Origin of the sequence: Enterobacter cloacae complex sp. ECL414 (assembly GCF_021869685.1) — a bacterium.
GTDB classification, from domain to species: Bacteria; Pseudomonadota; Gammaproteobacteria; order Enterobacterales; family Enterobacteriaceae; genus Enterobacter; species Enterobacter kobei.
Map to the genome: position 1 here is coordinate 2,464,281 of NZ_CP091481.1, position 12,040 is coordinate 2,476,320.

The 12,040-nt window shown below is 58.0% G+C and carries 12 protein-coding genes; 3 read left to right on the plus strand and 9 right to left on the minus strand.

The window, feature by feature from the left end:
* The gene (locus tag L3068_RS11950; RefSeq protein ID WP_023330447.1) at positions 1-885 is read right to left on the minus strand and encodes a LysR substrate-binding domain-containing protein; all 885 of its coding nucleotides are present in this window, start codon (positions 883-885) and stop codon (positions 1-3) included.
* A 112-nt stretch (positions 886-997) separates the two neighbouring features.
* Between L3068_RS11950 and L3068_RS11955 the strand changes: the two genes are divergently transcribed.
* The 3 genes from L3068_RS11955 (at position 998) to L3068_RS11965 (ending at position 4,201) form a co-directional block, all read left to right on the plus strand.
* On the plus strand, positions 998-2,485 hold the full coding sequence (locus L3068_RS11955; protein ID WP_023338325.1) for a UbiD family decarboxylase: 1,488 nt from the start codon (positions 998-1,000) through the stop codon (positions 2,483-2,485).
* A gap of 128 nt (positions 2,486-2,613) precedes the next feature.
* A complete protein-coding gene (locus L3068_RS11960; RefSeq protein ID WP_117581725.1) occupies positions 2,614-2,901 on the plus strand; it encodes a VF530 family protein in 288 nt (95 codons plus the stop codon).
* Positions 2,902-2,908: 7 nt separating this feature from the next.
* Positions 2,909-4,201, plus strand: a complete 1,293-nt coding sequence (locus tag L3068_RS11965) for a glycoside hydrolase family 10-like protein (RefSeq protein ID WP_023330449.1) — start codon at positions 2,909-2,911, stop codon at positions 4,199-4,201.
* Positions 4,202-4,243: 42 nt separating this feature from the next.
* On the opposite strand, the gene dsbG is transcribed toward L3068_RS11965, so the two are convergent.
* The 8 genes from dsbG to L3068_RS12005 form a co-directional block, all read right to left on the minus strand.
* Positions 4,244-5,002 (minus strand): thiol:disulfide interchange protein DsbG, encoded by a 759-nt coding sequence (gene dsbG, locus L3068_RS11970; protein ID WP_023338328.1) that lies wholly within the window; start codon positions 5,000-5,002, stop codon positions 4,244-4,246.
* Positions 5,003-5,043: 41 nt separating this feature from the next.
* Positions 5,044-5,655 carry a DsbA family protein gene (locus tag L3068_RS11975; protein WP_214602751.1) on the minus strand — a complete coding sequence of 204 codons (612 nt, stop codon included), beginning with the start codon at positions 5,653-5,655 and terminating at the stop codon, positions 5,044-5,046.
* Positions 5,656-5,662: 7 nt separating this feature from the next.
* Positions 5,663-7,687: a protein-disulfide reductase DsbD family protein gene (locus L3068_RS11980; protein WP_117581729.1), complete on the minus strand. Its 2,025-nt coding sequence runs from the start codon at positions 7,685-7,687 to the stop codon at positions 5,663-5,665.
* A 48-nt stretch (positions 7,688-7,735) separates the two neighbouring features.
* On the minus strand, positions 7,736-8,104 hold the full coding sequence (locus tag L3068_RS11985) for a hypothetical protein (RefSeq protein WP_014883880.1): 369 nt from the start codon (positions 8,102-8,104) through the stop codon (positions 7,736-7,738).
* Positions 8,105-8,191: 87 nt separating this feature from the next.
* Positions 8,192-8,752: an RNA polymerase sigma factor gene (locus tag L3068_RS11990; protein ID WP_080335820.1), complete on the minus strand. Its 561-nt coding sequence runs from the start codon at positions 8,750-8,752 to the stop codon at positions 8,192-8,194.
* Between the two features lie 5 nt (positions 8,753-8,757).
* Positions 8,758-9,177, minus strand: coding sequence for a hypothetical protein (locus L3068_RS11995; RefSeq protein ID WP_045134003.1), 420 nt, complete (start codon positions 9,175-9,177; stop codon positions 8,758-8,760).
* A 198-nt stretch (positions 9,178-9,375) separates the two neighbouring features.
* Positions 9,376-10,926, minus strand: coding sequence for a methyl-accepting chemotaxis protein (locus L3068_RS12000; protein ID WP_047027018.1), 1,551 nt, complete (start codon positions 10,924-10,926; stop codon positions 9,376-9,378).
* A gap of 89 nt (positions 10,927-11,015) precedes the next feature.
* A complete protein-coding gene (locus L3068_RS12005) occupies positions 11,016-12,032 on the minus strand; it encodes a LacI family DNA-binding transcriptional regulator (protein WP_117581731.1) in 1,017 nt (338 codons plus the stop codon).
* Positions 12,033-12,040 lie beyond the last annotated feature (8 nt).

The following is a 12,040-nucleotide window of genomic DNA, read 5'->3' on the forward strand; positions in this document are numbered from 1 at the left end:
TCAGGTGTGCTCGAGGGTCACCAGAAATTTTTTAAGCACTTCTGAGCGAATAATTCGGTGGCACACCAGCGTCAGTTCGCTTTCCCTGAGACGGTCGAGAATGTCCACGTAAACGACATTCTCGACGCTCACTGCCTTTGCTGACGCAGGCAGCAACGCCAGACCAAATCCCGCGGAGACCAGGCTTATCACCGTGGGAACATCCGTCGCATTCTGCACTACGTCCGGCTGGAAACCCGCCCCGCTACAGACGTCATAAAAGTACTGCTCCAGCCCCATGCCCTCCGGATCGCGCAGCGAGATCCATTTTTCATCCTTCACTGACGCGAGCGTCAGAGCGGAAGAGTCGGCCAGAGGATGCTGGCGATACAGCGCCAGCACCGTTTTTTCTGAGGTGAACGGCCGGCTTTGCAGATCGTCAGGCAGCGATGGCAGCGGTGCCCGAATAATCGCCACATCCAGCTGGTTACTTTGCACGGCGGCATAGAGCGTCTGCACATTGCCCGTCATCAAAGACATGGTTATCGCCGGCCAGCGGCTGTGCATCTGGCGCAGTGCAGCGGGCAGCTTACCGTCGAACATCGCACTCGACACGCATCCCAGGTTTAACACCCCCTGCTCGCCTCTCGCCGTTTGCCTGGCGTCCAGTACCGCCTGCTCAGTCAGGGAGATGGCGAGCCTGGCCTTCACCAGAAACGCGTCGCCCGCGGGCGTCAGGGTTAAGCGACGGTTCGCCCGGCTAAAGAGCGTGACGCCTAAACGTTCTTCCAGCGCCTTTATCTGCTGGCTCAGCGCCGGTTGCGCCATGTTTAAACGCTCGGCGGCCCGGTGCATGTGGAGTTCTTCGGCAACGACAATGAAATGGCGCATCTGACGAAACTGCACGGGAGACTTCCTTTTTTGATAATAAATTTATTATCAATTTAGCAGTAATGATGCAATTGATGCTATGGGTCATTGTCGTAAAAATGGAGGTATTCAACCGAGGGAGGAAAATATGGAAAACCCAGTCAACGATCTCAGAAGTGCCATCGCCTTACTGAAGCGCCACGAAGGCCAGTATATTGAAACCGATCATCCCGTCGATCCTAACGCAGAGCTGGCAGGTGTGTATCGTCATATTGGCGCGGGCGGTACGGTAAAACGCCCGACCCGCACGGGGCCGGCCATGATGTTCAACAGCGTGAAGGGCTATCCGGGCTCGCGCATTCTGGTGGGCATGCACGCCAGCCGTGAACGCGCGGCACTTTTGTTAGGCTGTGCGCCTTCTGAACTGGCAAAACATGTCGGTCAGGCGGTGAAAAAACCGGTCGCACCCGTTGTCGTCCCGGCCTCGCAGGCCCCTTGTCAGGAGCAGGTCTTCTACGCTGAAGATCCGGACTTCGATCTGCGCAAACTGCTGCCAGCACCAACCAATACGCCGATTGATGCAGGCCCGTTCTTCTGCCTGGGACTGGTGCTGGCAAGCGATCCGGAGGACAGCTCGCTGACGGATGTCACCATCCACCGCCTTTGCGTGCAGGAGCGCGATGAGCTATCCATGTTCCTGGCCGCCGGTCGCCATATTGAAGTCTTTCGCAAAAAAGCGGAAGCGGCCGGAAAACCGCTGCCGGTGACGATCAACATGGGGCTCGATCCCGCTATCTATATCGGCGCGTGTTTTGAGGCCCCCACCACACCGTTTGGTTACAATGAGCTGGGCGTCGCCGGGGCGTTGCGCCAGCAGCCGGTCGAGCTGGTACAGGGCGTGGCGGTAAAAGAGAAAGCCATCGCGCGGGCGGAAATTATCATTGAAGGCGAACTGCTTCCCGGCGTGCGCGTAAGAGAAGATCAGCATACCAACACTGGCCACGCGATGCCGGAATTCCCGGGCTACTGCGGTGAGGCGAACCCGTCTCTGCCAGTGATCAAAGTGAAAGCGGTGACCATGCGCCACCAGGCTATCCTGCAAACGCTGGTGGGCCCCGGAGAAGAACATACCACCCTGGCCGGTTTGCCGACGGAGGCCAGCATCCGCAATGCGGTTGAGGAGGCGATTCCGGGCTTCCTGCAAAACGTCTATGCGCATACCGCGGGTGGCGGTAAATTCCTGGGTATTTTGCAGGTGAAAAAACGCCAGCCGTCAGATGAAGGACGCCAGGGCCAGGCAGCGCTTATCGCGTTAGCCACCTATTCGGAGCTGAAAAACATTATCCTTGTCGATGAAGACGTGGATATTTTCGACAGCGACGACATCCTGTGGGCGATGACCACCCGTATGCAGGGCGATGTCAGCATCACGAATATTCCGGGGATCCGCGGCCACCAGCTGGATCCGTCTCAGTCGCCGGATTACAGCACCTCAATTCGCGGAAACGGCATCTCCTGCAAGACCATCTTTGATTGCACGGTGCCGTGGGCGCTCAAGGATCGCTTCGAGCGCGCGCCGTTTATGGAGGTGGATCCGACACCGTGGGCACCTGAACTGTTTAAAGACAAAAAGTAAACGAACGTTCCTCTTTCTTCACCCCTCGGGGGTGAAGAATTTCACGCTTAAATTGCCGCTTCCCCTGCTTTCTTGTACCCTTTCACCGGTAACCCTGCCCACACAAAAATTGAGACATCCGGACACCTATGACTGCACACGTTTCCAAAGATCCTTTGCATGGCGTAACGCTGGAGATGATGGTCAACGCCCTGGTGGCGAAATATGGCTGGAGCGAGTTGGGTGACCGCATCAAAATTAACTGTTTCAGAAAAGATCCCAGCGTTAAATCGAGCCTGAAATTTCTGCGCCGTACCCCGTGGGCACGCGCGGAGGTCGAAGCCCTGTATCTGGATTCCCTCCACGACGAGGGACATAAAGAACAGGAGGCGCCCGTCTTTAATCCCTGGGCTAACAGTCGGATTATCAAGAGCTAATACGCAAATGACGCGACACGTAAAACGGATCGGTGCGCTGGCTGGCTGCGCACTTTTACTTGTAAGCTGCTCCTCAAAACCACCAAAATCATTAGTTACCCCGCTCCCCACCGTCAGCAAACCGACCCAACAGGCAAACGAGCCGATGCGCGGGATCTGGCTGGCGACCGTCTCTCGCCTCGACTGGCCGCCGGTGGCCTCGGTGAATGGCACCAGCGCTGACCAGCGCATCGCAATGCAAAAGCAGGCGCTTATCGCCAAGCTCGATAACCTTAAACACCTTGGGATTAACACGGTATTTTTCCAGGTAAAGCCGGACAGCACGGCACTCTGGTCATCAAAAATATTACCGTGGTCAGATATGCTGACGGGCAACATCGGCGAATATCCGGGATACGATCCGCTTCAGTTTATGCTGGATGAAGCGCACAAGCGCGGTATGAAAGTCCATGCCTGGTTCAACCCGTACCGCGTGTCGACCAACACGAAGCCGTCAACCATCGCTGCCCTGAACCGGACGGCGTATCAGACCCCGTCCAGCGTCTATGTCCAGCACCCGGAGTGGGTACGCGTCTCGGGCGATCGCTTCGTGCTCGATCCCGGCATTCCGGAAGTGCGCGACTGGATAACCCGTGTCGTCACGGAAGTCGTGGCGAACTACCCGATAGACGGCGTGCAGTTTGATGATTACTTTTATGCTGAATCACCGGGATCCGCGCTGAATGATTCTCAGACTTACCGGCAGTACGGACAGGGATTTGCCTCTAAGGCCGACTGGCGAAGACACAACACGCATCAGCTGATCGTCCAGGTTTCCCGCGCGATAAAACAAACCAAACCCGACGTTGAGTTTGGCGTCAGCCCGGCTGGCGTGTGGCGTAACCGCTCCTTTGACCCGGCAGGCTCGGACACCCGGGGTGCCGCCGCCTATGATGAATCCTACGCCGATACGCGTCAGTGGGTGCAGCAGGGCCTGCTGGACTACATCGCCCCGCAGATTTACTGGCCCTTCTCCCGGGATGCCGCGCGCTATGACGTACTGACCAAATGGTGGGCCGACGTCGTGAAGCCGACCCACACGCGTCTGTACATCGGCATCGCGTTCTACAAAGTGGGCGAACCGTCGAAAAATGAGCCGGACTGGACGGTTCAGGGCGGCGTGCCGGAACTGAAAAAACAGCTCGATCTCAATGATTCGCTGCCCAACGTCAACGGCACCATCCTGTTCCGGGAAGATTACCTGAACAAGCCGCAGACGCAGCAGGCGGTCAACTATCTCAAAGGACGCTGGGGTAGCTAACCGGACGACCAGGCAGAAACGTCGTGTTTCTGCCTGCGTTCTTTACGGCTTCGGCCCGAACATCGCTTCAAGCTGCTGCGCGTCCGGCATCCCGACAACCTGCTGCAGCTCATTTTCCGCGTTCATATAGTAAATGGCCGGGGTGGCGTTGGCCCCCAGACTGTCCATCAGCGCCTGGTGTTTCTGCAGGATCGCTACCGTTTCGCGAGACCCTTCCCCCTCAGGCTTCGGTAACTTTTTGCCACCGGAGAGCTCGTACTCGCGCCAGGCCGAGACCGGATCTTTCGCATTCAGGATCGCGGCAGCGTTACGTCCGCTGTTAGGGTTAAGAAACGCCACCAGCAGCGTATTCAGCTGGACCTTGCCCGCCTTGACCCACGGCTGCGCCTCTGACCAGAACTGCTTGCAGTACGGACAGAACGGATCGGCGAAGACGAAGACTTTGCGCGGCGCGTTATCCGCCCCTTCCTTCAGGGGATGCGCCGCGTTGAGCGTCTTCCACATTTCGCGTCCCATCGGGGCATAGATCTCTTTCTGGAAATACCCCTCGCTGAGGTTTTTCCCTTTGTCATCGTACAGATAGCCCGAAATCACGTGCTTGCCGTCCGGGGTTAAAAAGAGCGTCACCCCCATGTCCTGATATTGCCCCAGCCAGGCCGGCGCGCCGCCGGGAGCATCCAGCTTCTTGATGATTTTAATGTTCTGCTGCTCACTGAAGTGCTTAACCACATCCGGTATGGCGTCAGCCGCCTGGACCAGCCCTGAGGTCGCCAGTGCCGAAAGTAACAGTAATTTTTTCATATCCCTCTCCGGTTTATCGGGGGCATCACGCCCCCTTCAGGTTAGCGGTTTTTCAGCGCGTCGCTGACGATTTCATCGAACTGTTCAAAAGGCACCCAGCCGGGCAGCAATCCCTCACCAATCAGCGTGGCGGGCGTACCCTGAATGCCCATTTTTTCCGCGACAAGCAGGCTGCGCTTAATGGTCATCAGACTCTCCTCATCAGGCGTGGTAACGCTGACCCCAGCCCGTTTCTGCGCTTCCTTAATGCTGGCGTCATCGTGGTATCCCTTTTTAGCCATCAGGGTATTGTTCAGTTTCATAAACTGCCCGGGATCCTGACGCCAAAGCGTGAGCGCATCGCGCGCGGCGGTCAGCGAACTTTCCGAGCGGTAAGGTAAAAACTTAAACACCACGGCGACATCGGGATGTTTTTCTACGATCTTCTCCAGATAGGGGTCGAATTTCTTGCAGTACGGGCAGTTGTAGTCGGTAAACACCACCAGGGTGAGCTTTGGATTTTTCGCGCCGATACGCGGGGAATTCGGATCGTTAAACAGAAAATCCGCGATCATCTTCTGCGCACGTTGCTCCTGGTCTGGCGTCAGCGGCTGAGCGGCCATCGCCTGAGCCGAGGCCAGCAGGAGCATCAGCGTGATAAGGAATTTTTTCATAATACGTTTAGCCTTTTGCGTTGTTCAGGGTGGTGACCAGGGTGCGTTTATCCAGCAGCGGCGAGAGGATTTCGCCCTCCGGCAGACCAGGGCCATATACCGCATTAAACGGAATAGCGTAGCGGTTTCGCTTCGCCAGAAAATCCGCGATAAAGACGGACGGCTGGCTCCAGTCACCGCGCAGCGCCACTACGTCCGGCTGACTCAGCGCGGCAATGATGTCTGGCTGATTCAGGACCCGATGCTCGTTAACTTTGCAGGTCACACACCAGTCCGCCGAAATATCCACAAATACCCGTTTCCCCTGAGAAAGCGCCTGCTGGATGGCGTCTTCACTCAGTGGCTGCCACGGGATGGTCTCAGCGATATGTTGCGCCGGAGCGTCCGGCGGCGAGGTAAACACTCCGCGCAGCTGATACCCGCCAAACGCCGACAGCGCGATGACCACGATCCAGAACAACGGCGAGGAGGTTTGCCCCTTCAACGCGAACAGCACCAGCGCGACAACAATCAGCACCAGCACCACGATCTGACTCACCATTGCCCCCAGATGCAGGCTCAGCAGCGTCGCCAGCCAGAGGCTGGAGGCCAGCATCATCAGGCCCAGGATCGCTTTAAGCGTGTTCATCCAGCGGCCAGGCTTCGGCAGCAGCATGGCCGTTTTGGGCACCAGGGCGACAAACAGCCACGGCAGGCTCATGCCCACGCCGAGCATCAGGAAGATGAGCCACAGGGCGTGCAGCGGCGCGCCAAGGGCAAAGGCAACTGCGGTACCGAGGAACGGTGCGGAGCACGGCGTGGCCAGCAGCGTAGCAAACATCCCTTCGCAGAAACTGCCGCCAAGCCCCGCCCCGCCTGCCGTAGCCAGTCGCCCGGTAGCGGCAGAAGGCAGCAGCATCTCAAACGTTCCAAACAGGTTCAGCGCAAAGAGGAAGGTCACGGTAACCATCAGCCCGATAAACCACGGGTTCTGGAACTGAATGCCCCAGCCCAGGGACGCCCCGGCCAGCTTCAGCCCGGTGACCATGGCGGCCAGCAGCATAAAGGAGGTGAGGATCCCGGCGCTGGTTGCCAGGAAGCGCAGCCTGATGACGCGTCTGTCCGAACCCGCCTGCAGAATACTGTTAAGCTTCATTCCCATCACCGGCAGCACGCACGGCATCAGGTTGAGGATCAGCCCGCCCAGCAGGGCAAAGAGCACCATTTTGCCCGTCCCGCCTGGGGCGGAAGGCTCGGCGGGCGTAGCGCCAACGGTCATCGTGGTTTGCTGTTCGTCACTGCCATTGGTCAGCACAAACGACAGCCTCTTGCCTTCCAGCGACGTGGGCTTATCGCCCCATTCGTCGGTGACGGGCACCGTGACCCGAAGCGTATTGCCATCGTGCTTAATGGCCGGCTCGCCGGGCAGAATATCCCCCTCCAGCGGGTCAAAGTAGATCCCCGGATTATCCCATTTCCCGTCGGTCGTTCCCGTCACCACCAGGTTGCCGTCAGAGAGCCAGGCGGACAGATCGGCGGAAACGCCAGACGTGCCCGGCACGGCCTGCATCGCGCGGTCAAAGGCGTGATGGAAACCGTCATCCACCGGCTGCGTAAAATCGAGGTGCAGCGGGTAGTCCGTCAGCAGACAAACGTTACTGCACGTGGAAAGCGTGAGCGTGCCGTCGAGCGTGTCGCCCTTCACGCCGTCGAGCACGATGGGGATCGTGACCTTATCGTGATAGCCCTGCGTGGTCATACCGGAGATATCGAATCGCGACGGTACCGGCCAGGACCAGCTATCCGTAACGCCCTGCGGCCAGGTGATTTTTGGCGCGACGCCACCCTCGCCCGGCGACCGCCAGTAGGTTTTCCAGCCGGGCTTTAGCTCAACGGTGAGCAGGCCTTTAATGTGCGTTTGTTCCCTTTCCGCCTGAAAGCGGATGCGGGCGTGATCGTTTTGTGGGGAGACCAGCCAGCCTGTGTCCGCCGCATGGACAATTCCGATGCAGGACAGCCACAGGAAGACGAATCCCCTGAAGAGGTTAACCATGTTTTACTCCGTGAACAGTGAAAAATTATCGTGTGATGACGATGATTTTCATTCACGGAAAACGCAGTTTTTAAGGTGTATTCGGGGAGGCGGTGCCTGAACGGGCTGTTCCACGGGCGCAAATGCCCGCCCTTGCGTAAACAGCTGCAGCAGCGCGAAGAAGATAATAATGGCCGGCAGCGCGCCGTCGAAGAACAGTGGCTGCGCGCAAAGCAGGGAGTGCGCGCCTAGCTGACAGGGTGAAGGCCCAGACTCCCCGGCGTTGCTTTGCGACGGGGCGTCTGCACTCAGGGCGATCTGCGGCTCCAGTCCCTGTAAAAAATGGTTGAGCATGACCGCACGCTGCACGAGGCAAAGCGCCATCGCGAGACAGGTAACGATCAAAAGCCATTTTCCGAGGAGCTGACGGTTGCGCATAACATTCCAGAGTGACAAGACGCCCCGATCATAAACGATAGTGATGAATCTACAAGTACCGGAAGTGTAAGGTTTTGTCTGAGGCCGCTATTCGCCCGTCAGGGCATCATAGATATCCCGCAACCGCGTGCGCAGAAACAGCACCGCCTTGTGCTTGCGGGATAACAGCGCCTGTTCGCTGGCCCCCGTCTCCTCTGCCAGCATTTTAATGCTGTAGCCGTGAAGCTCGGTCTTTTCAAACACCTCGCGCTGCGGCGGCGGCAGTTCAGACAGGGCCTGCCCCAGCTCTTCCCACAGCAGCGTTTTGAGATACTCCTCTTCCGGCGTCTGCGGGACACCGAACAGGGTTTCGGCCAGCTCGTCCTCCGGGAAGCCCTCCTCCTCTTCATCCGTAAAATAGCCGGAGAGCGACACCTCGCGTTTCTTACGCGCCCGGTCGGTCATCTCGTTACGCGCCGCGCGGAACAGCCAGGCGGCGACGTTTTCGACCGGCTGCTCCACCTTCATCAGCTGATAGGTCACTTCCTGCAAAATGTCGTCGGCATCATCGCGAACGGACGTCCGCCCGCGAATGAAGGCTTTCAGCCGGGCGCGGCAGGCGTTGAGCGCCGACATCAACAGGGATCCGCCCGCCTCTCCGGCTTTCATCTCGCTCACTCTGCGTCCGGCGCTTTTGGCGTAGCGTCATCGCGCTTATCGTCACGATGACCGTGCCAGCCGCAGTGGCCGCGCCCGTGACGACCAAACCCTTCGCGGCGCTGCTGAATAAACGCCTCGCGCTGTTCGGGCGTCATGTTCATCCAGCGCTCGTGCATCCGGCGGTGTGCGCCAAACATGCCGGGACGGAAGCCCAGTCCGCCAAACAGAATGCGGCTCAGCACCAGAATGCCCAGCGCCTGCCAGAAACCAATGGCTTTCACGCCAAGGATTGCCGGGAGCAAGGCGTTCCACAGGGACATCACCAGCAGGCCGAGCAAGATGAAAATCACCGCGCCGATAACCAAACCCTTGCCCATACGGTGGCGACCAAATCCGCGTCCGTGACCTCTGCCGTGCAGTTCAAAATCTCTCATGGTGTTACCTCGTTTATCGTAACTGATTATGGCTTGTGATGAGGTAGACGGATGAGGGAGGGAAATATTTCTGGGGGGAATGAAATAATTTTTACGGATGCGCAATCGCAACGAGTGCCCGGCGGCGCTAACGCTTGCACGGGCCTACAGATTTCGTAGGCCGGGTAAGCGTCAGCGCCCCCCGGCAGATTCAAAGAATTACGCCTGCACCGGCAACCTAAAACTCGAAATACTCCGTGAAAGCTGCTGCGCCTGCTCTTCCAGCGAGGCAGCCGCCGCAGCGGACTGCTGCACCAGCGCGGCATTCTGCTGGGTCACGCCGTCCATTTCGGTCACCGCCTGCCCGACCTGGCTGATCCCACGGCTCTGCTCTTCCGAAGCCACGGAGATCTGCTCCATCAGCGTATTCACTTTGTTCACCGATGAAATAATCGAGTCAATCACCTCGCCCGAGCGGTTGACCAGCTCCGCACCGTTTTTCACGCTGGAAACCGACTGCGCAATCAGGCTTTCAATGTCTTTGGCCGCCACCGCGCTTTTCTGCGCGAGGGTGCGCACTTCACTGGCCACTACCGCAAAACCGCGGCCCTGCGTACCGGCGCGCGCCGCTTCCACCGCTGCGTTCAGCGCCAGAATGTTGGTCTGGAAGGCAATGCTGTTAATCACGCTGGTAATGTCTTCGATGCGCTTCGAATTCGCCGCGATGGTATTCATCGTGTCGATCACCTCGCGGGTCACCGCTTCGCCGGTATGGGCATTGTGCACCGCGTCCTGCACCAGTTTTCCGGCCTGATACACGTTATCGGTATTGTTCGCCACCGTCGCGCTCAGCTCTTCCATGCTTGCCGCCGTCTGGGTCAACGCGGAAGCCTGCTGCTCGGTACGTGATGCGAGGTCGATATTGCCGGAGGCAATCTCCTGCGCCGCGTGCGTCACGGTGTGGCTCGCATCGCGCACCTGAGCAATAGTGGCCAGCAGTGCCTGACGCATCTGCTCCATCGAGCCCATCAGGTGGTCGATTTCATTATGCGAACTCCCCTTCACCGGCACCGGAATGTCGAGCTTGCCCGCGGCGATCTGGCTGCAGTGCTCGCGCGCCAGGTTGACCGGCGCAAAGACGAAGCGCTTCATGAAGAGGCTGACGGCAACAATCACCAGCACAAACAGGCAGGCGATAACGGCAATCATCACCAGGCCGGAGACGAAATTACTGCTCGCGTCTTCGTTCAGGCTTTTGGCGTATTTCTGGTGGACGGAAAGGACCTGGTCGAGAACGATTTCGTACTGGCGGTCGAGGCGGGAAACTTCCGGGATCAGCGCGTTAAATTTAGCAACATCTTGTGCCTCAGCGGCATCGATCAGCGGCGCCAGCCCCTGGTTGCGGTAGTTTTGCCAGGCATCCTGATAGGCACTCACCAGCGGCGCTTCATCCGTGAGTCGCGGCGAAGCCATAAAGGCCGCAAAGGCGTGGTCCGCTTTGGTCAGCGCCTCTTTTACTGTAGCAAGCTTCGCCGCCCCGTCTGCCGAGTTGCCCGCTTCCACCATCTTCACATACTCCATCACGCGAACGCGCAGCGTACGGCTATGGTTGATGGGGTCAATAATCGACAGCACAACCTGGATCTCTTTGTTGACGTTATCCAGGGAATTATTACTTTTAATGATGAGGCCAACGCTGGTGACGGTGCTGACCACAAAGAACAAAAGCAGTGAGAACAGGACAATCAGGGATGACTTTTTCAACGACATAAACCAATACCTCAAGGAGAATTATTCCTTATGGTTATCGGCGCATCCAAAACTTAAATTAATTAAAGTTATTGATGTATCGAACGAGGCTATACCGCTGACTTATAGCGCCGCTGCAGGGTGGCATCTAGCTTCCGCTGCAACGGCTGCGGCGTCTCCCCTTCGATCAATTTGCCAATCAGATCAAAGCAATGCCACGCCAGCTGGCGATTGTCCTGGCGAATGGTATCCACGGGGATCGTCAGCGAATCGTAGAGATAGTGATCGTCAAAGCTGGCTAATCTGATATCACTTTGCATCAGGTTATGTTGACCCATATAGCGCAGTACCCCTTCCAGCAGCCCGCAGGCGGCGGTGAACAGGGCTTTCGGTGGGCGCCCCAGACGGGCGCAGAGTTCGGCGAACATTTCGTAGCCGGAGCTCGGGTGGTAGTTGCCGTGAATGATCCACTCGGGGCGCAGTTCCACACCGGCCGCTCGCAGACCTTGCTTAAACCCTTCCAGACGGTCGCGAGTCGGAGAAAGGCGCGGCTGTCCGCCCAGAAAATAGAATTCATCCGGATGCTGGCGGGCAATATCCGCCACCAGTTCCGTCGTTGGGGTGATGGAATCGGTGATCACCAGCGGCAACGTGCTGTCGTTTATATGGCGATCAAAAAGCACCACGGGCAGCTGCTCGCTGAGTTTCAGGTAGTCCGCATCATTAAGCATGCTGGAGGCGACAATCAGTCCGTCGACCTGACGCGCCACCATGTTATTGACGACCACCGTCTCCTGCCCCGGATTTTCATCGCTACAGGAGATCAGCAGCTGGACACCCGCCTCGCGGCACAGCGTTTCCAGCTCGTGAGAAAAGACGGCAAAGCCGTAGTTGGTGATCTCCGGCACCACCAGACCAATGGTGTGGCTACGGTTATCGCGCAGTGACCGGGCGTGAATGCTGGGCTGATAGTGGTGCTCTTTCGCAATCGCCAGCACGCGTTCACGCGTCTCTTCCGCCACGCGAAGCTCTTTGCTGCGCCCGTTCAGGACCAGGCTGGCGGTGGCTTTTGACACACCCGCCAGCTCCGCGATGTCTTTAATGGTGACGCGTTTTGTTTTTCTCACAACGACTT

Excerpts from the sequence above, each read along its gene's own strand:
- dsbG (WP_023338328.1), bottom strand. The coding sequence starts at position 5,002 with ATGAAAAAATTACTGTTACTTTCGGCACTGGCGACCTCAGGGCTGGTC.
- L3068_RS12000 (WP_047027018.1), bottom strand. The coding sequence starts at position 10,926 with ATGTCGTTGAAAAAGTCATCCCTGATTGTCCTGTTCTCACTGCTTTTG.
- L3068_RS11960 (WP_117581725.1), top strand. The coding sequence starts at position 2,614 with ATGACTGCACACGTTTCCAAAGATCCTTTGCATGGCGTAACGCTGGAG.
- L3068_RS11965 (WP_023330449.1), top strand. The coding sequence starts at position 2,909 with ATGACGCGACACGTAAAACGGATCGGTGCGCTGGCTGGCTGCGCACTT.
- L3068_RS11990 (WP_080335820.1), bottom strand. The coding sequence starts at position 8,752 with ATGAAAGCCGGAGAGGCGGGCGGATCCCTGTTGATGTCGGCGCTCAAC.
- L3068_RS11995 (WP_045134003.1), bottom strand. The coding sequence starts at position 9,177 with ATGAGAGATTTTGAACTGCACGGCAGAGGTCACGGACGCGGATTTGGT.
- L3068_RS11985 (WP_014883880.1), bottom strand. The coding sequence starts at position 8,104 with ATGCGCAACCGTCAGCTCCTCGGAAAATGGCTTTTGATCGTTACCTGT.
- L3068_RS11955 (WP_023338325.1), top strand. The coding sequence starts at position 998 with ATGGAAAACCCAGTCAACGATCTCAGAAGTGCCATCGCCTTACTGAAG.
- L3068_RS11975 (WP_214602751.1), bottom strand. The coding sequence starts at position 5,655 with ATGAAAAAATTCCTTATCACGCTGATGCTCCTGCTGGCCTCGGCTCAG.
- L3068_RS11980 (WP_117581729.1), bottom strand. The coding sequence starts at position 7,687 with ATGGTTAACCTCTTCAGGGGATTCGTCTTCCTGTGGCTGTCCTGCATC.